The 26,501-nt window shown below is 45.7% G+C and carries 28 protein-coding genes and 2 tRNA genes; 17 read left to right on the plus strand and 13 right to left on the minus strand.

Annotation, left to right across the window (positions count from 1 at the left end; all coding sequences use genetic code 11):
- The first annotated feature begins 27 nt into the window (after window positions 1-27).
- Window positions 28-109, plus strand: a tRNA-Leu gene (locus QUA70_RS02165).
- A 73-nt stretch (window positions 110-182) separates the two neighbouring features.
- Window positions 183-959: an RNA methyltransferase gene (locus tag QUA70_RS02170; RefSeq protein WP_333344495.1), complete on the plus strand. Its 777-nt coding sequence runs from the start codon at window positions 183-185 to the stop codon at window positions 957-959.
- Window positions 960-1,166: 207 nt separating this feature from the next.
- Here the strand turns inward: QUA70_RS02170 and QUA70_RS02175 are convergent, their stop codons facing one another.
- Complete coding sequence (locus QUA70_RS02175) at window positions 1,167-1,550, minus strand: hypothetical protein (RefSeq protein ID WP_333410290.1); 384 nt, start codon at window positions 1,548-1,550, stop codon at window positions 1,167-1,169.
- 124 nt (window positions 1,551-1,674) lie between these two features.
- Between QUA70_RS02175 and QUA70_RS02180 the strand changes: the two genes are divergently transcribed.
- The 3 genes from QUA70_RS02180 to mutT all read left to right on the plus strand — a co-directional run bounded on the left by QUA70_RS02180 (window position 1,675) and on the right by mutT (window position 3,812).
- On the plus strand, window positions 1,675-2,634 hold the full coding sequence (locus QUA70_RS02180) for an RNA polymerase sigma factor, RpoD/SigA family (RefSeq protein WP_333335591.1): 960 nt from the start codon (window positions 1,675-1,677) through the stop codon (window positions 2,632-2,634).
- A 221-nt stretch (window positions 2,635-2,855) separates the two neighbouring features.
- Complete coding sequence (locus QUA70_RS02185; protein ID WP_172187001.1) at window positions 2,856-3,197, plus strand: DUF760 domain-containing protein; 342 nt, start codon at window positions 2,856-2,858, stop codon at window positions 3,195-3,197.
- 210 nt (window positions 3,198-3,407) lie between these two features.
- Window positions 3,408-3,812 carry an 8-oxo-dGTP diphosphatase MutT gene (gene mutT / locus QUA70_RS02190; protein WP_333344493.1) on the plus strand — a complete coding sequence of 135 codons (405 nt, stop codon included), beginning with the start codon at window positions 3,408-3,410 and terminating at the stop codon, window positions 3,810-3,812.
- Between the two features lie 97 nt (window positions 3,813-3,909).
- Here mutT and QUA70_RS02195 read toward each other — a convergent pair whose 3' ends face one another.
- Window positions 3,910-5,148, minus strand: a complete 1,239-nt coding sequence (locus tag QUA70_RS02195) for a histidine kinase (protein WP_333344490.1) — start codon at window positions 5,146-5,148, stop codon at window positions 3,910-3,912.
- 88 nt (window positions 5,149-5,236) lie between these two features.
- Between QUA70_RS02195 and QUA70_RS02200 the strand changes: the two genes are divergently transcribed.
- The 3 genes from QUA70_RS02200 to QUA70_RS02210 all read left to right on the plus strand — a co-directional run bounded on the left by QUA70_RS02200 (window position 5,237) and on the right by QUA70_RS02210 (window position 9,874).
- Window positions 5,237-6,925, plus strand: coding sequence for a DUF2079 domain-containing protein (locus QUA70_RS02200; protein WP_333344488.1), 1,689 nt, complete (start codon window positions 5,237-5,239; stop codon window positions 6,923-6,925).
- Between the two features lie 250 nt (window positions 6,926-7,175).
- Entirely contained in the window at window positions 7,176-8,363 is a 1,188-nt protein-coding gene (locus QUA70_RS02205; protein ID WP_333344486.1) for a glycosyltransferase family 4 protein, read from the plus strand.
- A 266-nt stretch (window positions 8,364-8,629) separates the two neighbouring features.
- Entirely contained in the window at window positions 8,630-9,874 is a 1,245-nt protein-coding gene (locus QUA70_RS02210; RefSeq protein ID WP_333344484.1) for an MFS transporter, read from the plus strand.
- A gap of 95 nt (window positions 9,875-9,969) precedes the next feature.
- Here the strand turns inward: QUA70_RS02210 and QUA70_RS02215 are convergent.
- Window positions 9,970-10,043 (minus strand) — tRNA-Arg (locus QUA70_RS02215).
- 78 nt (window positions 10,044-10,121) lie between these two features.
- Between QUA70_RS02215 and moaC the strand changes: the two genes are divergently transcribed.
- From moaC to QUA70_RS02235, 4 genes are all read left to right on the plus strand, one after another.
- Window positions 10,122-10,643, plus strand: a complete 522-nt coding sequence (moaC, locus tag QUA70_RS02220; protein WP_333335613.1) for a cyclic pyranopterin monophosphate synthase MoaC — start codon at window positions 10,122-10,124, stop codon at window positions 10,641-10,643.
- A gap of 88 nt (window positions 10,644-10,731) precedes the next feature.
- Window positions 10,732-10,989, plus strand: a complete 258-nt coding sequence (locus tag QUA70_RS02225) for a 2TM domain-containing protein (RefSeq protein ID WP_006633890.1) — start codon at window positions 10,732-10,734, stop codon at window positions 10,987-10,989.
- A gap of 64 nt (window positions 10,990-11,053) precedes the next feature.
- On the plus strand, window positions 11,054-11,356 hold the full coding sequence (locus QUA70_RS02230) for a DUF3181 family protein (RefSeq protein ID WP_333335616.1): 303 nt from the start codon (window positions 11,054-11,056) through the stop codon (window positions 11,354-11,356).
- Window positions 11,357-11,922: 566 nt separating this feature from the next.
- On the plus strand, window positions 11,923-12,864 hold the full coding sequence (locus QUA70_RS02235; protein ID WP_333344482.1) for a phytanoyl-CoA dioxygenase family protein: 942 nt from the start codon (window positions 11,923-11,925) through the stop codon (window positions 12,862-12,864).
- 80 nt (window positions 12,865-12,944) lie between these two features.
- Here the strand turns inward: QUA70_RS02235 and murJ are convergent, their stop codons facing one another.
- Window positions 12,945-14,558, minus strand: a complete 1,614-nt coding sequence (murJ, locus tag QUA70_RS02240; RefSeq protein WP_333344481.1) for a murein biosynthesis integral membrane protein MurJ — start codon at window positions 14,556-14,558, stop codon at window positions 12,945-12,947.
- Between the two features lie 67 nt (window positions 14,559-14,625).
- Here murJ and QUA70_RS02245 point away from each other — a divergent pair, with 67 nt between their 5' ends.
- Window positions 14,626-15,798, plus strand: coding sequence for a DUF3095 domain-containing protein (locus QUA70_RS02245; RefSeq protein WP_333344479.1), 1,173 nt, complete (start codon window positions 14,626-14,628; stop codon window positions 15,796-15,798).
- Between the two features lie 67 nt (window positions 15,799-15,865).
- Window positions 15,866-16,600 carry a DNA/RNA nuclease SfsA gene (sfsA, locus tag QUA70_RS02250; protein ID WP_333344477.1) on the plus strand — a complete coding sequence of 245 codons (735 nt, stop codon included), beginning with the start codon at window positions 15,866-15,868 and terminating at the stop codon, window positions 16,598-16,600.
- Between the two features lie 5 nt (window positions 16,601-16,605).
- On the opposite strand, the gene QUA70_RS02255 is transcribed toward sfsA, so the two are convergent.
- The 6 genes from QUA70_RS02255 to QUA70_RS02280 all read right to left on the minus strand — a co-directional run bounded on the left by QUA70_RS02255 (window position 16,606) and on the right by QUA70_RS02280 (window position 20,499).
- On the minus strand, window positions 16,606-16,833 hold the full coding sequence (locus tag QUA70_RS02255) for a hypothetical protein (protein WP_333344475.1): 228 nt from the start codon (window positions 16,831-16,833) through the stop codon (window positions 16,606-16,608).
- A gap of 99 nt (window positions 16,834-16,932) precedes the next feature.
- Window positions 16,933-18,213 (minus strand): S8 family serine peptidase, encoded by a 1,281-nt coding sequence (locus QUA70_RS02260; RefSeq protein WP_333333359.1) that lies wholly within the window; start codon window positions 18,211-18,213, stop codon window positions 16,933-16,935.
- A 108-nt stretch (window positions 18,214-18,321) separates the two neighbouring features.
- Window positions 18,322-18,735, minus strand: coding sequence for a hypothetical protein (locus QUA70_RS02265; protein WP_333333357.1), 414 nt, complete (start codon window positions 18,733-18,735; stop codon window positions 18,322-18,324).
- A 308-nt stretch (window positions 18,736-19,043) separates the two neighbouring features.
- Window positions 19,044-19,391, minus strand: coding sequence for a DUF1036 domain-containing protein (locus QUA70_RS02270; RefSeq protein WP_333333355.1), 348 nt, complete (start codon window positions 19,389-19,391; stop codon window positions 19,044-19,046).
- Window positions 19,392-19,432: 41 nt separating this feature from the next.
- Window positions 19,433-19,813 (minus strand): hypothetical protein, encoded by a 381-nt coding sequence (locus QUA70_RS02275; RefSeq protein WP_333333353.1) that lies wholly within the window; start codon window positions 19,811-19,813, stop codon window positions 19,433-19,435.
- A gap of 113 nt (window positions 19,814-19,926) precedes the next feature.
- Complete coding sequence (locus QUA70_RS02280; RefSeq protein ID WP_333333351.1) at window positions 19,927-20,499, minus strand: helix-turn-helix transcriptional regulator; 573 nt, start codon at window positions 20,497-20,499, stop codon at window positions 19,927-19,929.
- Window positions 20,500-21,050: 551 nt separating this feature from the next.
- Between QUA70_RS02280 and QUA70_RS02285 the strand changes: the two genes are divergently transcribed.
- Window positions 21,051-22,373, plus strand: a complete 1,323-nt coding sequence (locus tag QUA70_RS02285) for a 3-isopropylmalate dehydratase large subunit (RefSeq protein WP_333333349.1) — start codon at window positions 21,051-21,053, stop codon at window positions 22,371-22,373.
- Between the two features lie 211 nt (window positions 22,374-22,584).
- Here the strand turns inward: QUA70_RS02285 and QUA70_RS02290 are convergent, their stop codons facing one another.
- Both QUA70_RS02290 and QUA70_RS02295 read right to left on the minus strand, forming a co-directional pair.
- A complete protein-coding gene (locus tag QUA70_RS02290) occupies window positions 22,585-22,983 on the minus strand; it encodes a transcriptional regulator (RefSeq protein WP_333344474.1) in 399 nt (132 codons plus the stop codon).
- On the minus strand, window positions 22,967-23,266 hold the full coding sequence (locus tag QUA70_RS02295; protein WP_333344472.1) for a type II toxin-antitoxin system HigB family toxin: 300 nt from the start codon (window positions 23,264-23,266) through the stop codon (window positions 22,967-22,969). Before QUA70_RS02295 ends, QUA70_RS02290 begins: the two co-directional genes overlap by 17 nt.
- A gap of 443 nt (window positions 23,267-23,709) precedes the next feature.
- Here QUA70_RS02295 and QUA70_RS02300 point away from each other — a divergent pair, with 443 nt between their 5' ends.
- Window positions 23,710-24,468 carry a DNA-binding protein gene (locus QUA70_RS02300; protein ID WP_333344470.1) on the plus strand — a complete coding sequence of 253 codons (759 nt, stop codon included), beginning with the start codon at window positions 23,710-23,712 and terminating at the stop codon, window positions 24,466-24,468.
- A 223-nt stretch (window positions 24,469-24,691) separates the two neighbouring features.
- Window positions 24,692-25,180 carry a gluconokinase gene (locus QUA70_RS02305; RefSeq protein WP_333333343.1) on the plus strand — a complete coding sequence of 163 codons (489 nt, stop codon included), beginning with the start codon at window positions 24,692-24,694 and terminating at the stop codon, window positions 25,178-25,180.
- A gap of 231 nt (window positions 25,181-25,411) precedes the next feature.
- On the opposite strand, the gene QUA70_RS02310 is transcribed toward QUA70_RS02305, so the two are convergent.
- Entirely contained in the window at window positions 25,412-26,389 is a 978-nt protein-coding gene (locus QUA70_RS02310) for a carbohydrate kinase (RefSeq protein ID WP_333344468.1), read from the minus strand.
- Window positions 26,390-26,501 lie beyond the last annotated feature (112 nt).

The raw sequence follows: 26,501 nt of genomic DNA on the forward strand, positions 1-26,501 counted from the left end.
ATGACAAAGTATTAAATCGTGACCAATGCGGAACTGGCGGAATTGGTAGACGCGCATGATTCAGGTTCATGTGGTGCAAGCCTTCCGGGTTCAAGTCCCGGGTTCCGCATTCCAAAGGCAGAAAAAAGTTTGGGGTTAACCCGATACAGGCAATAACCCCATTCGCTCTGCTGAATTAAACAATGCTGACAAGTATTCAAAACCCCCTAGTTAAAGAAATCCGCAAGCTGCACAGCTCGAAGGGACGCAGGGAACAACAATTATTTTTACTCGAAGGGACGCACTTGCTCGAAGAAGCTTGCGCGGCAAAATACCCGCTAGCAACGGTTTGTTGCACTCCCGAATGGCTGGATCAGCACGGGAAACTTTGGGAGCAAGTTGGTAATTTAGCCGATCGCACAGAAGTAGTAAGTGCAAAAGTGTTAGAGTCGATCGCCACTACAGTCCAACCCGACGGCATTGTCGCCACCGCACCCCGCACCGCAACAGAACCTGCAAAATTGTCAACTTTAGGAATAGCCTTAGAAACAATCCAAGATCCGGGCAACTTGGGGGCGATCGTCCGCACGGCTGCGGCTGCTAATGCCGACGGTTTGCTGCTGAGCGCAGACAGCGCCGATTTAGACCATCCCAAAGTGCTGCGCGCCTCTGCAGGAGCTTGGTTTAAGCTGCCAATGGCAGTCAGTCCAGATTTAACCGCCGAAGTCTCGGCTTATAAAAATCGAGGAATGCAAATTTTAGCAACCGTCGCCGGGGCCAGTTTAAGTTATTGGGAAGTAGATTTGCGAGTGCCGACTCTGATAGTTTTGGGCAACGAAGGCTCTGGTTTGTCGGAAGAATTGAGGAGTTTGGCCGATCAACAAATCCAAATCCCCCTGAGTCGTGGCGTAGAATCTTTAAATGTGTCGATCGCCGCAGCCCTCATCATGTACGAAGCTCAACGCCAAAGAACTGATTAGACTTATTGCATAAATTTTTGATTGATAGGGAAACCGCAGATAAACGCAGATGCAACGCAGATTCATTTCCAGATAGGAGAGCGAATGCCTGCAATTCAAATCTCTTATTTAATTGTTAATTAATCCTTATCTGTAGGGCGGGTTCATCAATATCTATAACTTCACATTTATAGTCTTGGACGCACGGGTGGCCTGAAATCGGGTTTTTTAACCAAAATACCTCGTTACAGCCCGCAGATTCGCTAAAAAGCCCGGTTTCTTGGGTTCCAGTGCGATCGTCAACTGAAGCTGCCGGGCCTTTAAATTGTATTTTTTACTTCGCTGTGCCCCCAGCATTTCCTCCCCCTCTCCCCCTCTACCAATCTCCCCCTCTGAGATGTGGCGGATTTTGTTTATATTGATGCAAACTGTAAAGCCAGGAAAGCGGATACTCTCGTAGCAACAGTTCAGGCTGGCATGAAATAAATATGAAGAAATGTAGGCAACTGCTCTCACAAATGTTAAGATTCTTAACATAACGTAGTATTGTGCACGCCCCAACCAAAACCTAACCTGAGACGGTGCTGACTGGGAGTAGTAGCTAGCTACCATAAAATTAAGCCTCTTTAAATGGAAGGAAAGCGCAAGTCCCCGCCCGCTTTCCTTCCCAGCTAAAGCTAGGGGTTTGCGACTACCGCAAACCTTTAGAGGCACAGATCCTCAGCGGGAAAAGCTCATGAAAACTCTTAAGTCCTCAGATACAGATTCTGTTCGCGCTTACTTGCGGGAAATCGGCCGCGTTCCCTTGTTGACCCATGAGCAAGAAATACTCTACGGGAAACAGGTACAGCGCTCAGCCGCACTGCATCAGGAGAAAAATATTTTAGCCGAAGAGTTAGGCCGCGACCCGACGGCGGCTGAATGGGCACAGGCAGTTGGGCTGTCTGAGGCACAGTTGCAGCGGACGATCGAACACGGGGAAAGGGCTAAGCGCCAAATGGTGGAAGCGAATCTCCGCCTGGTAGTGTCTGTTGCCAAGAAATATATCAAGCGCAACGTAGATTTACTGGATCTAATTCAGGAAGGCACGATCGGGATGCAGCGGGGAGTAGAAAAATTTGACCCGACTAAGGGCTACAGATTTTCGACTTATGCTTATTGGTGGATTCGTCAGGCAATTACTCGGGCCATCGCCGAAAAAGGCCGCACCATCCGCTTGCCGATCCACATCACCGAAAAGCTCAACAAAATTAAAAAAGCTCAGCGCCTACTAGCTCAACAGCTTGGCCGTGCGGCCACGGCTGCTGAATTGGCATCAGAGCTAGAATTGACTCCCAAACAGATTCGCGAATATCTCGATCGCGCCCGCCTGCCACTTTCCCTGGACTTGCGCGTGGGAGACAATCAAGATACAGAGTTGGGCGATTTGTTGGAAGATACGGGTACTACCCCGGAAGATTTTGCTCTGCAATCTTCCCTGCGGACTGACTTAGACCACCTGATGGCGGAACTGACTCAGCAACAGCGAGAAGTGCTCGCCTTGCGGTTTGGTTTAGAAGACGGGCAAACCTTAACTTTGGCCAAAATAGGCGATCGTCTCAACATCAGTCGGGAACGAGTGCGGCAAATAGAACGGGAAGCTTTGACCAAACTCCGCAAGCGCAAGCAAGATATGAACGATTATCTAGCCAGCTAGGTAGATTGGGGATTGGCGATCGGGTCTCCCCCACTCGCCATCCCCAATCTAAAATCGTAAAAACCGCCGCTTTTAATTCGGTTGTGCCCACTTGGTTGCTACGACTGTCCTGCTACATTAGTAATTACTTAGTAATAAAGATCAGCAGCGATCAGATAAGGGTTATTTAATTTAACCGCCCGCGTCTAACATAACAAGCTGTCTCTGAAACGGAGGTACTCGTGAGCAACTCATCTAATAAATCCCCAGAATTCTTTGAAGAAGACGGAGAAAATGCCAACTTATTATGGCAATACGTGCAGTCAATGGCTCCCGACACTGTTTCTCAGTTGTCTAAGCCGACTTCTCACGAAGTGTTTCAAGTAATGGAGCGAAATATTGTTGGACTATTGGGGAATTTGCCTTCGGAACACTTCGGGGTGACAGTTACTACCAGTCGCGAACATTTGGGTAGATTGCTCGCCTCGGCTATGATTAGCGGTTATTTTCTGAAAAATGCCGAACAGCGAATGACTTTTGAAAAGTCCATACAAGCCAGTGAGAGACACGGCTCGGACGATTAGTAGATTATTAACATTTAAGTGATACAAGTGTCAAGCCCCCCCCTCGCAAGATGGGGGCTTAATATTTTAGATTTTAGATTTTAGATTTTAGATTTTAGATTTTAGATTTTAGATTTTAGATTTTAGATTTTAGATTAAATAATTGAATAATTATTGATATTATTCTTAAATTCTCAATAGCCAATTCCCAATACCCAATTCCCAATTAATATGTCTCTTTCTCCTGTTGCCCACAAAGTTATCGGCGTTGCTGCGATCTGGAACGATCGCCAACAAATTTTGATTGACAAGCGCCGACAACACGGACAGCACGGGGGTTTCTGGGAGTTTCCGGGCGGTAAAATAGAGCCTGGGGAAACAATCGAAGCTTGCATAGAACGGGAAATTATGGAGGAGTTGGGGATTGTCGTAGAAGTTGGCGATCGCCTGATTACAATTGACCACGACTACACTAAATTTACAGTTAGGCTCTATGTGCACCATTGTCGCCACGTCAGCGGGGAACCGCAAACGATCGAATGCGATGAAATTCGCTGGGTAACATTAGACGAAATTGACCAATTTACTTTTCCCAAGGCAAACGCACAGATTATTGCTGCACTGCGTTCAAGTTGAGCTGTAATAGTCTCGGTTGCTTGCTACTGACGCTTCGACTAGGCTCAGGGCACCGCAACTGACCCTTCGACTACGTTCAGGGCACCGCAACTGACAGTTATTTTTGAACGGGCAAAGTAAAGTGAAAACAACTGCCTCTATCGGGTACGGAGTCTACCCAAATTTGACCGTAGTGGGCGCGGATGATGCCTTGACACAGAGACAGTCCAATGCCGTAACCGTCGGTTGATTTATCTCGCTGCAAGCGAAAGCTGTCTTCAAAAATGCTCGCGCAGTCTTCTTCAGGAATTCCCGGGCCGCTGTTGCAAATGCTGACTTGAACTTTGTAAGCGGTGCGGTGGAGAATTGAAAGATTAACAATTCCTCGCTCTGGCGTGTACTTGCTGGCGTTGTCAAGCAGGTTGACTATGACTTGTTGGATGCGATCGGGATCGGCATAAACCAAGGGCAAATCTGTGGGAATGTCTGTTTCTAAGTTCAGACTTTTCGCCTGAAATTTGTCTTGAAACTGCAAGATTACATCTTGACAAATCGCCCCCAGTTCTATTCTTTTTGGTTCAATGTGGAGTTGAGCGTTTGTACCCCGGGCTGCTTCCAGGATATCTGTAATCATACGATCGACAATTCGGATTTGGCGGCGGGCTTGTTTCATCAAATGAGCCGCCAAAGTCGGTGTCAAACGCGACTTTTCCCCCTCTTTCACCTTCTGACTTGACTCCAAAGTCTCCAAAGCCAAAGATGCGGCCGTCAAGGGATTTCGCAAGTCGTGAGCTAGCATCGCAATAATCCGGTCTTTCAACTGCAACTGCTCTTGCAGGTGTTCTTTTTCCTGTTTGAGGCGGAAAACTTCATCGGAAAGCTGCACAAGTTCGGCGGCGGAAGCAACGGAATAGATGGGTTTTGGGTTAGTCAAAGTTCCAGCAAGTGCTGGGGCTGACTGCTGCTGAGCTGTGTATTCTTCTACAGAACGCTTCCAGCGGGGCCACCAGTGTTCGAGTTGGGCGATTAAATTGCTGCCGGCGAGAGTTTGTCGCGGATCAGGATGAATTTTTAGCAGCGAGGGAGTGGCTACAAGTTTAAAGTGTTCGGCTAAATCGGGCTGTTCTCCTACGTCGATGACTTGAAGCTCAAAGTTGCACTCTGCCTTCAAATCCTTTAGGGACTTGCGGATGTGTCTGGTCTGTTCCCGGGAAGAGGGACGCTTGTCTACAAACAGCAAAAGCTGTAAAAGCGGTTCGGAATTTACCGGCTGTTCGGGAGAACAGTCAGTGCCGGTGGTGCCGAGTGTTGGATGGACGCTGTTGAGCTTTTCGATCGGGTGAAAATAATTGAGCATTGCCTAGCCGAGTTATTTCACTTCTACTTTAATTTAATACTTACTTTAGATTTATGCTATTGTCCGATAATTTCATTACGGCGGGCAGATGATATTTTTGAGATGGAAGAAAAATGAGTCGCTGCGGGTGGTGGTTCAAGTGGCGGCCGCCTTTTTTGTGCTGTGCCTGTTGCTGACGCTGCACCGCTACTACAGCTTTTACGCTACTTACGACCAAGGCATTTTCAATCAACTTTTTTGGAACGGCACTCGGGGTCACTTGTTTGAGAGTTCCCTTTCTTCGGCTTTGTCCACTAATGTGGTTCACCAAAATCAGCTCCCGGAAGTATCTTACTATCGGTTGGGGCAGCATTTCACCCCGGCGCTAATGCTGTGGCTGCCAATTTACTCGCTGTTTCCCTCGCCCCTCACTTTGACCGTGTTGCAGGTGACTTTAATTACGGCGGCGGGAGGAGTGCTCTACGCTCTCGCCAGACACTATCTGGAACCGAGGCTGTCGGCGACAATTGTTGTGAGCTATTACTGCGCTAACGCCGTCATCGGTCCGACTTTGGGCAATTTTCACGATATTTGTCAAATCCCGCTGTATGTCTTTGGCTTGCTGCTGGCGATGGAGAAGCGCTGGTGGCCCTTGTTTGGGATTCTGGCAACTTTAATTTTGGCCGTGCGAGAAGATGGGGGAGTTGTTTTATTTGGCGTCGGAGTTTACCTGATTTTGAGCCGGCGCTACCCTCGGACTGGTTTAGCCGTCTGCATACTCAGTTTTGGTTATATGATCGTCCTGACCAATCTGATTATGCCTTTGTTTTCTGCTGATATATCCCAGCGGTTTATGATGGAGCGCTTCGGCCAATATGCCGATGGAGATGAAGCTTCGACTCTAGAAATTATTTGGGGAATGGTGAGCAATCCCGGACGGTTGGTTGCACAATTATTTACGCCGTTTTTTGGTAAGATTAGATACCTGCTTGGCCAGTGGTTGCCATTAGCTTTGGTTCCTGCTTTCGCGCCTGCGTCTTGGATGATAGCTGGATTTCCGCTGCTGAAGCTATTTTTAGCGAAAGGAGAGTCGGTGCTGGCGATTAATATTCGCTATGCGATGACTGTGGTTCCAGGGCTTTTTTATGGGGCAATTCTGTGGTGGGCCCAGCGTCAAAAGGAAGAAGATAGAATGGTGAGAGAGGAAAGAATGTTTTTGCGTTTTCCTTCTGCTTTATTTCCTCTGCCTTCGTCTTCAAAGTTTCGCCGCTTTTGGGCGTTTTGCATCTGTTTGTCGCTATTTTTTACCTTCACTTCTAACCCAAATCGGACTTTTTCTTTGATTTTGCCCGATGCGATCGATCCTTGGGTGCAGGTTCCTCTCGTCAGACAATGGCAGCACGTTTTGCAAGTGCGGCCGCTATTGGCTCAAATTCCTGCTGATGCTAGCGTGGCAGCGACGAATACTCTTGTGCCGCTTTTGTCAAGCAGGCGGGAAATTCTCAGGTTTCCGATGTTTGAACTCCGCAATGATGCGGGGAAGGCAGTGAAGATGCAATATGTAATTGCCGATATCTGGCAGTTGCAGCAGTATCAGGCTGCGTTTCGCGGGGAACGGGGACAGTTGCAGGAGATCGTACCGGCGATCGATCGAATGTCTAAATCTGGAGATTACGGAATTGTTGGCTTTGAAGACGGCGCGATTTTGATGCGTCAGGGTGCTGTTTCTAATTCTGCATCGGCTGCTGCTTGGACCCGTTTTCGCGGCGAATTGGAGCCGATTTTGAAGAAACGCTAAGCGGGTAGAGGCGATCGCCATTGCTTCCCTCAGTGGCTCAAATCTTGAGGAAACCTGTTTTTTTCAGGTAATGGCGATCGAGCAATTTCCTGCAAAAACCAGGTTTAGGCATAATTTTCTGTCTTTGTTGCTGCCAAAAGTCAGGCATTGGGCATCAACTTGCGCTCAACTTAAATTTAAGGGTGATAATTATACAATAAATCCGTAAATCCTAAACATTAAGTTATATAAATTATTTGGAGGAAGAAAGATGAAAATTTTGGTATTGGCATGGGAGTTTCCTCCCAGAATCGTAGGCGGTATCGCCCGCCACGTATCGGAACTGTATCCTGAATTGGTAAAACTCGGCCACGAAATACACTTAATTACAGTAGAGTTCGGCCACGCGCCGATGTACGAAGTGGTGGAAGGAATACGGGTGCATCGGGTGGTGGTGGGGCACGCCAGGGACTTTTTTCACTGGGTGGCGAACCTCAACCAAAGCATGGGCCAACAAGGTGGCAAACTGATGCTTGAGGAAGGCCCCTTTGATATCATCCACGCTCACGATTGGTTAGTGGGAGATGCGGCGATCGCCCTGAAGCATACCTTTAAAGTACCGCTAATTGCCACCATCCACGCCACCGAATACGGGCGCTTCAACGGCATCCACAATGAAGGGCAGCGCTACATTAACACCAAGGAAAACGACCTCGCTTACAACGCTTGGCGGGTAATTGTTTGCAGCGATTATATGCGGCGAGAAGCCGAACGGGTACTATCGACTCCGTGGAACAAAATAGAGGTAATTTACAACGGAATTAGACCAGATAAAAAGCCCCGGTGGCACGAATTTGACGCGATGGATTTCCGCCGCAGGTTTGCTGCTGATGATGAGAAAATTGTCTATTATGTAGGAAGAATTAGCTATGAAAAAGGCATTGGTGTATTTCTAAACGCTGCACCTAAAGTAATTTGGGAAATGGGGGGTAAAGCAAAAATTGTAATTGTTGGTGGTGGCAATACAGACCATCTTAAACATTTAGCTTGGCATTTAGGAATTTGGAATAAGTGTTATTTTACTGGGTTCATGTTTGAGGAACATCTCGACAAATTCCAGACGGTGGCTGACTGTGCAGTTTTTCCCAGTCTTTACGAACCTTTTGGGATTGTAGCGTTAGAAAGCTTTGCTGCCAGGGTGCCGGTGGTGGTGTCGAATGCGGGCGGACTTCCAGAGGTGGTGCTGCACACTAAAACTGGCGTTGTTACTGAGGCAAATAATCGGGATTCTTTGGCCTGGGGGATTTTGGAGGTGCTGAAAAATCCGGGTTACGCGCGGTGGTTGGTTGACAATGCTTATGAGGATTTGGAACGCCGGTTTAGTTGGCAGAAGTTGGCGATAGAAACCGAGTGGGTTTATGAACGGGTGGTGGAGGAAAGGGCTGAGGTTGATTGGTGAAACTGACAATCAGACTCGGCGGTTTAAACCGCTGCTATACAAACCAAGTCCGCGCAACGCCAGACTAATAAATACAGGGGTATTTAAATCGGATTCGGCAATCAAAAGGCACGAAATTAAACACTTGACTGTTGACTGTTCACGGTTGACTCTGAGTCGAATATCAAGTTTTTTCGTTGCCAATATTAAGAAATTGTAACACAATGATATAGATACACTCGACCTCAGCTTGAGCGCACTCAGAAGATTTAAAGGGAATTAGCATCTTGAATATTTTTAGGGACATCGATCCCCAACCCAGACGCAGCTTGCTGACTTTATTCACCGCAGGGCTGCTATTCTGGTCAAGTTTGGCTTCGCTGCTGCCAACTTTGCCGCTGTACGTTCAATTTGTGGGTGGCACAAAACAGCAAATTGGCTTTGTGATGGGTGCATTTGCGATCGGACTTTTGCTATCGAGGCCACCGTTGGGTAAAATAGCCGACAGCAGGGGGCGAAAACAAGTTTTGCTGCTAGGCGCCACAGTTGCTGCGATCGCCCCTTTGGGCTACCTGTTAGCTCAATCTATCCCCTTACTGTTACTTATTCGCGTTTTTCATGGCATTAGTATCGCCGCTTTTACCACAGCTTATAGCGCTTTAGTAACAGATTTATCGCCGCCCGGAAAGCGGGGCGAATTAATCGGTTACATGAGCTTGGTGAACCCTGTTGGTTTAGCAGTTGGGCCGGCTATTGGCGGATTTGTGCAAGCTTGGGTTGGTTATACTCCTTTGTTTGCGATGTCGGCAGCTTTCGCTGTAATAAGTCTATTTATTACCTCCAAAATTGCGGAACCGAATTTTGCCGAATTAACAAACTCTGACTCGCTATCTGACGATAAAAGTAGCCAAAAATACTGGGAAATGCTCTGGAATCCTAGAGTGCGGATTCCGGCTTTAGTGTTATTGGTGGTTGGTTTAGTATTTGGAACTTTGAGCACTTTTATGCCTTTGTTTATCCAAGAAACGAAGGCTAATTTGAATCCTGGATTATTTTATTCTACGGCGGCTATCGCCAGTTTCGGTATACGGTTGGTCACGGGACGGGCCTCGGACAAATACGGTCGCGGCTTGTTTATTTCTGGCGGTTTAATCTGTTATGCCGTATCTATGTTATTGTTGTATTTTGCTAACAACAGCAGTTCTTTTTTAATCGCAGCTTTGGTTGAAGGTTGCGCGGGCGGTACGGTTTTGCCGATGATGGTAACGCTGATGTCTGACCGGTGCGAACCTCATGAAAGAGGCCGCTTGTTTTCGCTTTGTATTGGCGGATTTGATTTGGGAATTGCGATTGCTGGGCCGACTTTAGGCTTTGTTGCTGAACAAGTTGGCTACAGAAATATGTTTGGTTTTGCGGCTGGCCTCGCTGGCTTGGCTTTGCTGGTTTTTATTACTCAGTCTAGCAAGGGCTTGTCTAATTCGATGAAATTTGCGATCGGTCGAGGCAAAGATATTTATGCTTTGAATCAGTAAACGTACCAAATTAAAAAAGTTATGAGTCTTGAATCGCGAGTTGAATTAATTTCTTAATTCAAAACTCAAAACTCAAAATTCATAACTTTTAGTAGTGGGCTTGGAGGGATTCGAACCCCCGACCTCATGGTTCGTAGCCATGCACTCTATCCAACTAAGCTACAAGCCCCTGTAGAGTTCAGATTTAATCTAAAATTGATTAAGTTCTTTTCTCACAGAATCTAACAGTAACACCATTACCAAAATAATGCAAGACTTTTCGCAAACTTTTTCTAAATTGCCCGATGTGGCACAGCTAACTCACCTCGACAACAGCGGGGAAGCCCAAATGGTGGACGTTTCAGCGAAGGTGGCGACTGTGCGACAAGCTGTGGCAGCAGGCCGGGTGCGGATGTTACCAGAGACGTTTGCGGCGATTGAAGCGGGGAATGCGCCGAAAGGTGATGTGTTGGGCACTGCAAGGCTGGCTGGAATTATGGCGGCGAAACAGACTGCACATTTGATTCCTCTGTGTCACCCTCTGCAGCTGAGTAGCGTGGAGGTGCAGGTGATAGCGGATGCTGATTTGCCGGGGTATCAAATTCGGGCGACGGTGAAAATTAAGGCGGAAACAGGGGTGGAAATGGAGGCGCTGACGGCGGTTTCGGTGGCGGCGCTGACTTTGTATGATATGGCGAAAGGGTTGGAAAAGTCGATCGCCATTGAATCGATTCGACTGGTGAGCAAAAGCGGCGGCAAGTCAGGGGACTATGAAAATTTCGAGGCATAAATTTTCTACCTTGAGAGGGATGTAGAATTCAAAAAGCTGCACTTAAGATTAAAATAGGCAGAGAACTACTAACATCAAGTGAAAAACTATGCCTCCTCGTTGGCCCCGCAAACCCGATCGCAATGATCCAGAGTATCGCCGTTTAGATGACCGGATGAATTTTGCTATCCACGTCGGTCTTTTTTCTGCTACCAATTCTGGTTTGTGGTTTGTTCACAATTTGCAAAAGGCTGATTGGCCTTGGGCAATTTCGGTAACGGGTGGATGGGCTCTAGTAGTTTTGGCCCACGCGATTTACCATTTTGCGATCGCCGATTATTCGCCCCTCACCAAAGATTCTGGCTGAAGGCAGTTGTCGGCGATTTGTTAAGTCTTTTGATTGATAACAAATAACTTTGTGCTTTTTTGATATGGCTAATACTACACAGGCGATCGAATCCTTAGCAGCCGAAATCGGCGAAAATGTCTACATTGACATTGCCAAATGGCATTTGTATCTAAGAGATGCTCACCTGCATACAGTTGTTGCCGAACAACTTTATTCCATGCTCGAAGATGGCAATTTAGATGCTGACAAAGTTGAACGAGTTTTGCAAGGAATTCCAGTCAAGTTGGGCGGCGGCAAGCGGGAAGTGCCACTGGCAGAGTTGATTCCGATGCAGTGTCAAGTTCAATTGATGGATGTTCTGGAGGAATTTCAGCGGAAGATGTAATCAGAAATTGCGCGGAACGTCTGTATGTAGGGTGGGCCATGCCCGCCTTATTTTTTTGAGTATATTTTTACAATTTCTTTAGACTTGTTATTATGTAGACAGTCTTGGACGCAACTTTTTAATTGTGACACTCTCTGTAGTGGTAAGGTGCGCCGTAAGCACCCTAGAGTAGTGGTAAGGTGCGCCATAAGCACCCTAGAGTAGTGGTAAGGTGCGCCATAAGCACCCTACAATTCGAGTTGGTGCGTAAGTCTTAGTAGAGTGTCAAATCTTCAGTAGTGGTAAGGTGCGCCATAAGCACCCTACAATTCTGGCATTAGCGAGTAATAGCAGCAAAAAACAATTTGTAACTGTATTCAATCGAACAGAATTTTAATTCGCCGTGAGACGAAAATACACAGTTATTAAAAGACGAGCTTGGTATTGACCAAAGAAAGTAATGGTGTTAAAATAGTTAGCGATTATAAATTTCCTAGCTGTCTCAATGTTCTTGCCAACAAGAAAACATTTAATCATCAAAGGTGCAGCCTACAAAAGCAAATTTTGTACCAAATATACTGCAACCGATGAATACAACCCTGATTCAATCTCCGGAAAAATTATGGTCTAAGCTTTCCAACTATTGCCTTAAAAACTATCAATGTCTGACTCAAGACCCCCGACTGTTTTTAATGCGAAAGTTTGCTCGTTTCGAGATTGTACGCGACTGGGCAGCGATGTTGTTGAAGAGTCCAACTAAACCCCGTGAAATTGGCCGAGAAGAATCTTCGATTTTGGGAAATTTGGATGTAAATTCGATCGCTGCCACTATCGAAACTGACAGTTGCTATCAGGGTCTCCAGCTACCTGAAGATGTAGTTCAAGAACTTTTGGAATTTGCCAGTTCTACCGTTTGCTACATTAACAGAGATTTGAAGCGTCCCTGGCGCTGTAAAGGAACAGAACAAGTCGGTGCAAACTTGCCCAAAAACTCCCGCCTTTGCAGCTACATGAGCAACAGCAAGCTATCTTCAACTCTCAAAAAACTGGAAAAAGACCCCGGCATATTGGCTATTGCAGCTAAATTTCTAGGTGCCCAAGCAGTACACATGGGAAGTGAAATATCGTGGAGTTTTCCCGTTGCAGGAACTCATGTCCAGCAGCGTGAGGCCGCCCAAGTATTTCACTACGATTTAGACGACTATCGGTTCATTAAATTTTTCTTCTACCTTACGGATGTCGATATTTCCAGCGGGCCGCACGCTTACATTCGCGGAACTCACAAGGACAAAAAGTTGCTGCACCAACTTATAGGCACGCGCTGTGCAGACATCGACGACGAAAAGATTGTTGAATGTTACGGTGCCCAAAATGTGGTAAATGTCTGCGGAAAAGCTGGTTTTGGCTTTGTAGAAAATCCCCTTTGCTTTCACAAAGGAACGCAGCCAACTGAGAAACCGCGCTTGATGCTGCAAATAGAGTATGCCATTAACGACTACGGCAACATTCACGAGGCGTGGGGTTCCTAGCAAATAAACCTCGCAAATCGCGAAGTCTTGTCTGTCTATCGAGACTTCTCATGTAAAATTCCGGTTTTAGCTTTTCCGATTTATTTGCGAAAACGGCCCCGAATGCGATCGACAAACATATCAACTTCCGGCAACTTCATCTGACTGACAAACAGGGCAAAAACCCCTAACCCTACAAAACTTGCCACACTCAACTGCACTAATTGAATTACCAAACCTTCAGTACCCAAAACTCTTTGACACGCTTGCAGAGTAGCCAAGGTAACGAAAGCAGTTAGACAACTGCCAGAAGTTAACCCCAGAAAAGGCAAACTCCACTCCCCCCAAGGCAGGCCACCCAGCTTTTTATTTAAACAGTACAAAAGCATAATCATCGAAATAAGATTCACTCCCACCGTCGCCAAAACTAATCCGGGCGCCCCAAAAGCTCCAACCAACAAATAATCCAAAAGACCGTTTAAAAAGATATTGATTATACTGATGCGAAAAGGGGTTTCCCCGTCTCCCAAAGCGTAAAATACCCGTACCAAAACGTCGCGTCCCAAATACACAAACATTCCAATACTGTAAGCCATCAATATCGGCGTGACAAACTGCGACGCTGACCGATCGAAAGCATAGCGTTCGTAAACCACGCGGACGATCGGCCCGGCCAGCGTTACCATTAAAGCGCTCAGCGGCAGCATCGTAAGGGCGGTCAAAACTAAAGATTGACGAATTCGATCTTTTAATTCCGGCCAATCTCTCGGATCGGTGAGGCGAGAAAATATGGGTAAAAATGGCACTAAAATTACATTAGAAATGATGCCTAAAGGCGTCATAACTAACAAGCCACTGTAACCCAACGCAGAGGCAGCTTGAGGGATGTAGGATGCAAAAAAGAGGTCAGTATAGACATTAATTTGCAGCATTCCTGATGATAAGGTAGCAGGAACCATCACCTTAATTACTTCTTGCACTCCGGGCCGTTGAAAATTAAACCGCAAACGCAATGTTCCCAAGCCCGCGCGCCACTGCGCCACCAGTTGCACCAACCACTGCAAAACTGCACCAGCTAAAGTTCCCCAAGCTAACACTAAGCCACCCATTAGTGCGTATTCCGGCTGAATAATTTTGTCTCCGAGTTGCAGTGCGAGAACCCCCAAACCGCCGACAAGTGCAACGCTGGAAAATAAAGGGCTAATTGAAGGCAACCAGTACATATCGGCCGCGTTGAGAGTGCCAAAACCAATGCCTATCAAGCCTGAAAGTAATGCCATCGGTGCCATAATCCGAAATTGCTGGACGGCAATTGCTTTAATTTGTAAACCTTCTGCTGTTCTATTTAATCCCGGCGCCACCACATCTATCAGCGGATCTGCAAAAATAATTAAAGCGATCGTCACCAACAGCAACAAGCCCCCGACTAAGGTGGTGATAGTCTCGACTAAGGGTGCTGCTTCTTTTTTATCCCGGCGGGCTAAAACACTGACTATGGCGCTGTGAAATGGCCCGTTAATCCCTCCCAGCAAAATAAATAAGAAACCAGGGATGACGTAGGCGTAGTTGTAGGCATCGACGGCGACACCGACTCCAAAGGCTGCGGCGATCGCAATTTGGCGCACCAATCCAAAGACTTTGCTAATTAGAGTGGCGACTGCGACAATGCCGGCAATCCCTGCGAGGGAACGAGAGGGCTTCTGTAATTGGGACACAAATGGTTACAAACGCTAATGCTAAAAGGATTCACTTATTTTAATAGCGAATCGGGAGAATCATATCATGAATTCAGAAAAGTTCTATTCCGAATTGCGTTTACTGGACAATTTTATCGATATTACTGACTTGCGGAATTTTGTTGATGTACCCCATGACTGGTACATTATTGTCACAGATATTCGCGGTTCTACCAAAGCGATTGAAGCTGGACGCTACAAAGAAGTTAACTTATTGGGGGCTAGTTCGATCGCTGCTGTTTTGAATGTAGCAGGCAAAACTGAGATTCCCTTTGTCTTTGGTGGCGACGGCGCTACTCTTTTAATGGGCCCATCGCTTTTACCCGCTGCTAAGATTGCTTTGCTCGCCACTCAACAAATGGCTAAGACTCAATTTGACATGGATTTGCGAGTTGGGGCTGTGCCGGTTAAAGTTGTGGCAGCAGCTAATTACCCAGTTAAAATAGCTAAGTTTAAAGTTTCGGAAAATTACAGCCAAGCTGTTTTTGTTGGCGGCGGCTTAACCCGTGCTACTGAACTTATTAAAGACCCTGCTGCTGGTAATATTTACACTATTAAAAATAAGGGCATTTCTGCAACAGCCGATTTTTCGGGATTGGAGTGCCGATGGCAGGATATTCCCAGCAAGTACGGGGAAATAGTAACGCTGCTGGTAATGGTGCGATCGGATTTGGATCAGCAGAACCATCAACGTTATAGAAATATTTTAGAAAAAATCGAATCCATTTACGGCCAGGAAGATTGTTTAAATCCTATTAATGGTAAAAATCTTAATTTGACATTGAATAGCAAAAAGCTGATCAAAGAAATTCAAGTTAAAGCGTACAATGCTAGTTGGTTAGACCGCCAGAGAGATTTATCAAAAATACAGTTAGAGACGGCACTTGGCTCGCTGCTAATGAATTTAAAAGTTAAGACAGAAGAGTTAGATTGGGGAGTTTATAAAGATATTGCGATCGCCGCTACGGATTACCGCAAATTTGATGATATGTTGAGAATGGTAATTTCGGGGAATGGGTGGCAGCGAAAAAAATTGACGGCGTACTTGGAAAATAATTACCGAGAAGGCAAGCTGGTTTACGGTTTGCACGTTGCTGACAGAGCGTTGATGACTTGTTTGGTCTTTGAACGCAACGGTCGCCAAGTACATTTTATAGACGGTGCTGATGGAGGTTATACTTTAGCTGCAAAGGATATGAAACAAAGAATGAATGAATAAGTAAGCCTCCCTAAACTACAAACCGTCGTTTCATGCTAGGATTCCTCAATCTAAAATCTAAAATAGAATGACTGACTTAATTTACAAATATCCCCCTCTTTTACCCGGCATTTTAATCAAGCGGTACAAGCGATTTTTTGCCGAAATAGAACTAGATTCTGGAGAAATAATCACCGCGCACTGTCCAAATACTGGCCCGATGACTGGTGTTTACATTCCGGGCAATCCAGTGCTAGTATCTCCCAGCGACAATCCTAAACGCAAGTTAGCTTATACTTGGGAATTAATTAAAGTTTGCGACACTGTGCCAACTTGGGTGGGAGTTAATACTGGGTTGCCAAATCGAGTAGTTAAATTAGCTTTGGAATTGAAATTGTTTCCAGAGTTGGGCAATTACAGTTTAATTCAACCGGAGGTTGTTTACGGCATTGATAAAAAAAGTAGAGTGGATTTTTGGCTAACTGGTGAGGAAAAACCGATTTTTCTGGAAGTGAAAAATACAACTTGGGTAAAAGAGGAGTTGGCTTTATTTCCCGATACAGTGACGGAGAGGGGACAGAAACATTTGAGAGAATTGATAGAAGTGGTGCGGCAGGGTTCGAGGGCTGTAATGCTGTATTTTATTAATCGCGGAGATTGTACTGATTTTGCTCCGGGGGATAGTGCCGATCGCCTTTACGGAGAATTGTTCAGACAGGCAATTAGTGCAGGTGTAGAAATTTTGCCCTGTCGGTTTGACGTGACACCGGAAGGCATTCGGTATTTGGGGTTAGCAAAACTGGATCTACTCACCCCTAAATAATAGGTTTAAATTGCCTGCATTTCTCGATCGATCTCGACACTAGCCACGCCCGGTACGCTCTTTAGTCTTTCTAACTTCGACTGAGAAACTTCTCCAGTAATGATGCCAGTAACAGCTAGCACCTGCTCCACTTTCATTCCCGCCGATTCTAAGGCAGTGACAACCGATTGAATTACCGATATGTTTTGGTCGTCAACAGTCACTATGATGCGCTGTACTTGTTCGTCAGACATATTTAGCATCCTTTGGAGCAAATCCATTGCGGTATTGTAAATTGTCTTCTGTTAAATCCCCGCAGGCTTAAACTGCTGCGGGGATTTGGGTATTCTGCATTACGGAGCTTGTACTAAACCGCTTCCGACACGAGTATTTGGCAACGGTAGCGCCATAGCATAGGAAGTCAGCAATTGCCAAAGTTCAGCACCTCGTTTACCAGTCGATTCGGCATACAAGGCCGCGAGCCCAGCCACGTGCGGTGTAGCCATGCTAGTGCCATTGTAAGCAGCATAACGCCCTTTATTCATAGGCACTGATGAGTATACTTTCACTCCTGGAGCGGCGATATCGACTTTAGTTCCTTGAATTAGGTCAGAAGTAGCCGAGAAGTCAGCCACTTGGACGCAGTTATCGATCGCTGCAACAGCCATAATCGACGGGCTATTGGCTGGTTGTCCGACGGTTCCTCCGGTTCGTCCGTTATTGCCGGCGGCTGCCACGATCAGACACCCATTTTGCAGTGCCCGGCGGCCCACAGTTTCGTAAGCAGTAGACGGTGTTCGAGTGGTGTTTCCTAATGACATTGAGATCACTTGACAGCCGTTGGCGATCGCCCATTCCATGCCAGCCAGAATCCAGCCACTAGCGCCACTACCGGCATTGCTCAGCACTTTACCGACATAAATGGTCGATTTGTGAGCGACCCCGTACCTGCGGCCGTTAAGATCCTTGAACCCGCAGGCTGTCCCAATGCAGTGCGTGCCATGACTGTGGCCATCTTGTACGTCCTCCCCCGGTACGAAGGACTGCGATACGATCGATCGACCCGCGAAGTCGGGATGTAATAGATCCATCCCCGTATCCAGCACCGCAACTTTGATTCCGCTACCACTCAACAGAGACTTCATCGCCTTCGTTGCCTTCAGACCCCAAGTAAACTCGCTATCATCAGCAAAACATTCTTGTTTCTGGATGTCTGCTACCTCTGTATTAGTGGCTTTCTCGTACAGGTTATCCACCGCATCGCGATAGCCCCGCAGGTAGTCTGCCGACAACCCATCGCTAATGGCGTAGAAAGTGCTCTCCGGTTCGATCGCCAGGATAGCAGAATTCTCTCCCACTGAGGTCATGATGCTGCTGAAACCCCCTTCGTCTAAGGAAACAACGGCAACGCCGAGAGTGGGAAACACCGCTCCCCCTGCTGCTTCAATTTGGCTCAAGTCTAGAGCAGAGTCGGGGAAATCGGCAGCGTTTGCCAGGCCTGTGATGCCAGTTTGGTCGTTCAGAAGGTCTAACGCTTCTATCACCGCATCATCGCGGAAAGTAATAATGTAACGCCCTGTTGTTTCATCAGCTTGGGCAGTTTCTGGGATAGGAAAACTAGGTTGTTGAGACATAAAATACCTCTTATTTAGAGTTGGATAATGCGTTGAGTTGGCAAAGAGATTTATGGAATTCCCAGGCTGTGACTTGTCAAGAAACAGCCCTGTATTTAATCCATGCTTCTAAGGGTTGAATACGAAATAGTCAGCATAGAGCCGAATCAGGCTGTGTTCCCACTCGATGTTGACCCAAATCTTGACTACACCATTTTGTGGGGAAACGTTATGGAGAGTATATCGAGCCTCACCAATCTTCTTTCCAGCCGTGGTATTTGGAGAAACACCTTCGCCGATCGCAACGAAGACGAGAGAGTTGGGTGTGATTAAGCCCCAATTGAGAGGCAAGATGTGCTGTCCTTTCTTGAACCCCCAGTCATGGCGATAAGCGTAGCCATTACCAAACAATATTGCGGGCGAAGCTCCATCTTGAGGCGCGCCCAGTTGACGCACCTCTTCAAGGTTAGCCTCTTGGCTTTCCTGAATTGTGGGAAGCTCTAGCTGAGAATTCGATACAAAAATTTCTGTGGTAGAAGACATGGTTTGTTTCCTTGTTATTTAACGTTAATGGGAAGTAGTTTATCGCTATGTGCCGAAGCTGAATAACGGCTTTCTATCTCATAATCATCCAAATTCATTTGGCAAGCAATACGACGATCCGCGTATATGATTATGAAGATATTGCAACAACTTATGTAACTGTTACGATTCCTATTAGACTTCTCCAGAAAAGGCAGTCTTGAACAGGCAGGATGCCTGTTCCACAATGATTATTGGAGAGGTATATTTGGATAGATTTGTCAAGTTAAATTTAGAATAAAAATTTAACTTGACAACGCCACTCAGATTTATGCTGTCAAATTCAGCGTGAAATTGTCGTAACTGTTAATATCAAGCAACCGGAAGCCTACATTAGTTGCTTGGGTGCTGCTTGTCCACTCACACCAGTCAAATGTTTGTGGAGGGACAGGCCTCACGTAAGGCCCTGCCCAACTTGCTCCGTTATCAGCCTCAGCATAGTAGCAGTAGTAGCGATTCAGACTACGCAAACTACCCCCATACACCACTTTGCATTCGCCAGGATTGAGCCGCCACCAACCTTTTTTTGCCCAATTTCCACCATCTGGACAGTTGGGGCGATAGTACATAATAGCTACCCAAACACCAGATGTATATTTGTTGCAAATTGTGAGCATATTCCACCTCTTACAATGAGTAATTGCGAATGAATACGGTTCTATGTCCCTGTGTTGGAACGGGTAAATTCAGGTAAAACTTCTTTGTTTTCCACAGAGAACATCGATGATGCACGTAGGGTGTGAAGGAATGTTTGATTTTCGATGCCCGGTTGAGCATCAGATTGACCTTCGCGAGCTGCCGATTCTTGTTTCAGTGCAGCGACATCAACAAAATCGACTGTTGCATCTTCTTGGCTTTTTTGAGGTAAAACTTCTTTGTTTTCCACAGAGAACATCGATGATGCGCGTAGCGTGTGAAGTAAGGTTTCATTTTCGATGCCTGGTTTAGCATCAGATTGACCTTCGCGAGCTGCCGAATCCTGTTTCTGAACACCGACATCGACAAAATCGACCGTTGCATCTACATTATTGGTTTCCATTTTTACCTCCGTAGTGGATTTTTGTTTGGCACAGTTTAGAGACTCCGTATAGCGTTTGATCCCATATTCCTCAAAATAAACTTTGAGAGCAATACGACGATCCGCGTATAGGATTATGAAGATATTGCAACAAATTCCCCGTTGAACAACCCCAATTTTTCCAGAGCAACCATCACAGCAGCCGTCCGGGTTTGTACGCTTAGTTTCCCGTAAAGATGTTCCAGATGTTTTCGTACTGTTCCTTCACTGCAACCGATCGCTTTAGCGATTGCTGCATTGCTTTTATCTTTGGCAATCCAGAATAAAACCTCCGCCTCGCGTTTGGTGAGTCCTAGCAATTCCAGGGCGGAAATAGAGAATGATTGCAGTTCTTCTTCCTCCAACAGCAAGAGATATTGCTCTTTGATGCGATCGGGCATCAGACGGACTATCAACTGTTTTCCTGCTTGTTGAATGTGCAAGGGCAAACAGCGAGATGGAATATCACCGTTGAACGTGAGTCGCGAAATTTGATCCTTGAACCAATGTTGTAAGGATTCTGGCAAGGAGTAGGGAATGCGGTGTAAAAAATACTGGCTCAAAAGTTCTTCTGCCCGTTGAGTCATGAATTGCACTTCGCCTGCAATTTCCACAACTATCGCCCCTACCCGATCCAAGATTTGATTGATTTGTGTCTGTGAATTCATGGGAATTATCTCCAGTGGCATACAAGGTGACAATGGCGAAAGTAGATACCATTGCGATGCGGGTATCTTGCTCATTTCACTCTGGTTGAGGTCTACAACTGTAGAAATGCACTCTGAGATTTTTGACAGTCCCTGATTTAAGTTGCTTTTCTTAAATCAATACTCCGGACAGTTTTTGGAACGATACTACAAGCTTTACAGGGCAAGGATCGTAAAAAAGTCGAATTAAATGTAAGTCAGGGGTGGAGCTGACATTGATTTAATTATCCACAGTGGCTCAAAGTCAAGCGAGCATAAGCCATTGGGCTATATAAAAACTGTCCGGACTATTGTTAAATAATCACTAACAATAACACTGACTAGCTGTTAGTTACCAGTCACATAATCGAGTGACTTGCATAATTTTTTTTTTGTGCTAATGGCAGTCAAGCGATTTGAGATTTGAGATTTGAGATTGAAGAAAATCTTTAGTTGATAAATTACCTGTCAACATCAGGCGATGTTTCGTACAATACACTATGTAGCATCTAATAAAAAAGAGCGATCGAACTATGGGAATGACTCTGACCGAAAAAATATTAGCCAAAGCATCAGGCCGCACTAAAGTCGAACCCGGAGAAAACATTTGGGTAGAAACAGACGTGCTGATGACCCACGATGTCTGCGGGCCCGGCACCATCGGCGTTTTCAAACGCGAATTCGGTGAGAATGCTAAAGTCTGGAATCCCGACAAAATCGTCCTCATTCCCGACCACTACATTTTCACCAACGACGAACGCGCTAACCGCAACGTTGATATTCTCCGCGATTTTGCCAAAGAACAAGGGATAAAATACTTTTACGACATCACGGATCGATCGGACTTCAAAGCAAATCCCGACTACAAAGGAGTTTGCCACATCGCCCTAGCACAAGAAGGCCACACTCGGCCGGGCGAAGTGCTCTTCGGCACCGATTCCCACACCTGTAATGCCGGCGCTTTCGGACAATTTGCCACCGGTATCGGCAATACAGACGCGGCTTTTATCATGGGAACCGGCAAACTGTTAATCAAAGTTCCGGCGACGATGCGCTTTGTGTTCAACGGTGAACTGCCGGATTATTTGTTAGCAAAAGACCTGATTTTGCAGATTATTGGTGATATTAGCGTTGCTGGTGCTAACTACCGGACGATGGAATTTGCCGGCGATACAGTTGAGCGTTTGACGATGGAAGAACGGATGACGCTGTGCAATATGGTGATTGAAGCTGGCGGTAAAAACGGCACGGTTGCGCCCGACAAAACTACGTTTGATTACGTTACTTCGCGGACTGACAGACCCTTCGATTCATTTTACAGCGATGGGGATGCTAGATTTTATAGCGATCGCACCTACGATGTCAGCAAATTAGAACCAGTTGTCGCCAAACCGCACTCTCCCGACAACCGCGACTTAGCCCGCAACTGCCGCGATGTCAAGATCGATCGAGTTTACATCGGTTCCTGCACCGGCGGCAAAACCTCCGACTTTCTGAATGCCGCCCGCATTCTGAAAGGAAATCAAGTCAAAGTTCCGACTTATTTAGTACCAGCAACTCAGAAAGTTTACGAAGATTTGTTTGTCACAAAATACGAGGGTCAAACGCTTTCGGAAATCTTCTTAGCTGCAGGCTGCATCGAACCCGCAGCGCCTTCTTGCGCCGCTTGTTTGGGCGGGCCAAAAGATACTTTCGGGCGGATGAATGAACCCGAAATTTGCGTGTCTACAACTAACCGCAATTTCCCCGGTCGGATGGGAAATAAAGAAGCGCAAGTTTATCTAGCTTCGCCTTATACGGCGGCGGCTTCTGCCCTGACTGGGTATGTCACCGATCCACGCGAATTCCTGTGTTAGAAGTTGCTTTCTACCAGTTGTAGGGTGCGTCAGACTTTCACTCTAGAATTTATCGAGGGTTTGGGATATGACGCACCTTATATTATGTTCGATCGATTAGTCTCGATCTGGGGGGCGGGTTTATTGTATTGTCGATTCTAGGGGATTATTGTCGCCCAAGCCGCCCCTACAAGACATGGAATTAGATCGTAACCGATCGATTCATCTTAAATTAAATGAACAAGCTAGGTGAGATTTGAAAATAATCGCCGAGTGCCTTAGCTTGTGCTTTGCTAATGGATCGCTTGCCGTTCACAACTTCAGATACTACGCCGCTAGATCCAATGATACCTACCAAGTCTGCTTGGCGGATGCCGCTGGATTCCATGATATGTTGCAAAATCTCATGAGGTTCTGATTTGTCTATCGGATAGTTTTCTGTCTCATAAACTTCTATCAAAGTGACTAACAACTTGTATAAAACTTTCTCCTCTGGAGTGAGGTTTTTAGCAAATGTTAGCCTTTCTGCAACTGCTAGGAGGCGATCGTATTCTTCTTCAGTTTCGATCGCCTTTGGAGCAATTTCTGCGAGCAAGTTGCTGTAAGTCGTTCGGTCAAAAGTAAGGGTCATTTTTCCATTTTTCTTTGTCGTATTCAGAGTGGGTTAGGAAATATTTGTAGAAAACAGTTTGGTTCTCATAGTTAATCCCAACAATCAGGCGATAGTCGTTGCCTTTGATATTAAAGACGGTAAAGTTTCCTACTGCTTCAGCATCCCGATAAATTTTGCGAACATCCTCCAAATTCTGCCATTCCGCTTTGTTGACAGTTTCTTTCCAAATCTCAATTTGGTTTTTGACATCCGGGTACTTAGCAGCATCATTACGGAGGTTGGGGATCGAAATTAGGTGCATTTGTTTTTAGCTTTTTGGTGGTTTTGTATTGCATCTCTTTCGCTTCCCTAACGTGGCTTATTCCATCACTTTATACAGGACTTACTCACAGATTTTATCTATAGAGCGATCGCTGTCCACCAGAACTCTACAGGTGATGTCAAAGTTCGGTTATGCAGCGTTATACCAAATCCGGGTTAGGCATCCCCTTTATTGTCATTGCGAGGGAAGCAAAGCAATCGCAGAGATGCAAGCGATTGCTTCGCTTCCCTCGCAATGACGGAATATTTATAACAGGGGTGGTAAACTCGGATTTAGTATAAGTCCTGTTTGTATACTCATACTCTCATTTTGAGAGGAAAGTGTCAAGGGTCGATCGGGTAAACATTTTTTAAGCCGTGTGGGTGAGTTGTGTTTGTGCAGTGCACACGGCGCACCCTACTTGAATTGACAGGAGATTTGCTTTGAAAACACTATTTTTGGCTTGGAAAGACCCAAACGGCGGCTCTTGGTTTCCGATTGGTCGATTGACGTTTAACGGTAAAGAATACCAGTTCAATTATACAAATGGTGTTCTAGAAGCGAAACTTAAGTGCGGGTTTCAACCCTTGCCATCTTTCCCGAATTTCAATAATGTTTACACTTCACAGAAACTGTTTTCGTTGTTTTCTAATCGAGTGATGTCGCGATCGCGCCCTGACTACCCTGAATTTGTACAATGGTTGAATATCCCTGAACACGAACATGACCCAATTGCTTTATTGGCGCGCAGCGGAGGCAAACGGGTAACTGATAAATTTGAGGTGTTCCCTTGTCCCGAACCAGATGAAAATGGACGTTACTGTATCCATTTTTTTGCAGATGGACTGCGATACCTTTCAAAGTCGGCAATTGAACGGATTAATCGGCTTCAAGTGGGCGAATTTTTGTACTTAGCCCACGAATTTCAAAATCCGCGCGTTTCCCGTCTGCTTCTGTGTACTAAAGATCACTGGATTGTCGGCTATTGTCAGCGCTATCTTGTGGATGATATTTTTGAAATTATTTCGCAGCATCCAGAATTGGTTTGCGTACAAGTCGATCGCCTCAATGAACCCTCAACGCCGCTACAGTTCCGCTTGCTGTGCAAGATGACCGCCGCTTGGCGAGACTTTCGCCCCTTCTCCAGTCCGATGTACCAGCCGATTGGCAGTGAGGTTTTAGCTGCAAGTGCGATCGGATAATCAGCAACAAGAAGTAATATTAGGATCACAAAGTTAGGGAAGAACCCAAGTTAATTATTGTGAATTCATTAGACCCACTCGGTAATAAAATTGCTCTAGAATTAGAAATAGACTGGGTTTGTTGAATTGTTTATAATTGTATGATTCATCGGGCAACTTAAGAAACCCGGTTTCTCGATCGCCCAACTCGATCAAATTACAAGTATTTCGGTAAATAGGCGCTATGATTACGATTGTGATGGGAGTCTCCGGTTCAGGCAAAACTACTGTTGGCAAGTTGCTGGCGCAATCTCTCAACTGGGATTTCAGCGATGCCGACGATTTTCACCCATCAGCTAATATCGAGAAAATGAGTCTGGGGATTCCTTTAGAAGATGCGGATCGCCTTCCTTGGCTATTACAATTGCAAGCTACAATAGACAGGTGGCTGTTAGAAAATAAAAATGTGGTTTTGGCTTGTTCTGCTTTAAAAACATCTTACCGCGAAATGCTCTACCGAGACCAAAAGCGAATGAACATAGTTTATCTGAAATGTTCTTTTGAGCTATTGGCAGCCCGATTAACAAGTCGCGAAAATCACTACATGAAAGCAGATTTATTGTTAAGTCAGTTAGACAATCTCGAAGAACCAGAAGATGCAATTATCATAGATGCTTCGCAGCCGTTAGAGGTAATATTGCGCCAAATTAGAATTCATCTGATCTGGGGTTAATTGCCCCCAATAAAACCTATAATACTAAATCTGGCTTAACTTAAATACCTCTTTATTTCTTAATTTCTTTCCGCTAGGAGGAGAGTTTGTATAGTACCGATTTCAATCGCCTAATCCGATCGAGGTTTTTTAAGGCGGATTTAGTATAAGAGTTATTTTTTTTGCTAATTAACCGAGTTTCTGAACCAAGTTTAGCCCCCTCTCCGTTTCCATACTGATAGGTTTGCGGCTCTAATTTTTGTACAAATATAAGAAAGCTTCTACTTCAGCCGCAGTAGGTTGAGATCTAATTGCCCCCGGTTTCATCGCTGTCATCGCACCTACCGCACTGGCATAAGTTACAATTTTTTGGGCTATTTTGGGATCGGCTAGATTCTTAATTCCATGCTTGCACAACTGCCGCACAAAACCAGCCAGAAATGCGTCGCCTGCACCTGTTGTATCCTCAACATCTACTGTAAAGGCGGGGATTTTTCCTTCATTTTCCGAGATACAATAACCGCAACCTTTCTCCCCCGCAGTCACCAAAACGCCTTCTACAGAATCGAGGCGGTAGGTAATAGATCCTGCATCGGTAGTGTCAAACAACCATTCGGCTTCTTCCTCAGATAACTTGACAAAATCAACTTTTTTTAAGAGTTTTCTAATGTACGCTTTTGCTTCCTCTGGATTTGGCCAAAATACGGGACGCCAATTGATGTCAAGTATAATTTTAACGTCATACTGTTCTGCTAGTTCGAGCGATCTGGCGATCGCCTCTCGACTTTCAGGATAAGCTAATTCTAAAGTACCTAGCACTAAATATTCGGCATTTTCAAACAACACCTCCGGTAGTTGTGCAGCGAGGAGGTGGGTGTCGGCAAAATCCGCAGTATCAAATTTACCAAAACCGGCAAAATTTCGATCGCCCGCTTCATTCCGCAAGACATAAACTTGCCGCGTCGGCGCACTTGGATGTCGCTGCACTCCAGCGATATCAACCCCTACTTCTTGCAATACCTGCACTAGGGAATTCCCCAATTCATCCCCACCTACAGCACCGATAAATCCCGCCACCGTCCCCAATTTAACCAAAGCACAGGCAACATTAGCAGGAGCACCACCGGGATATGCCGTCCAAGATTCTACCTCTTCGAGAGATACTCCTGGTTTATCTGCTAAACAATCAAATAAAATTTCACCCAGACACAGAACGCGAGGAGAAGTCATAGGAATTTTAGATTTTAGATTTTAGATTTTAGACCAGCAGTAGACAGGTCAATAATTATTTTTAACCCATCCCAGAAAAATTGCAAGCTATTTTTTAATGGCTGCTCCTATA

Origin of the sequence: Microcoleus sp. LAD1_D5, assembly GCF_036702115.1 — a bacterium.
Classification (GTDB): Bacteria; Cyanobacteriota; Cyanobacteriia; order Cyanobacteriales; family Microcoleaceae; genus Microcoleus.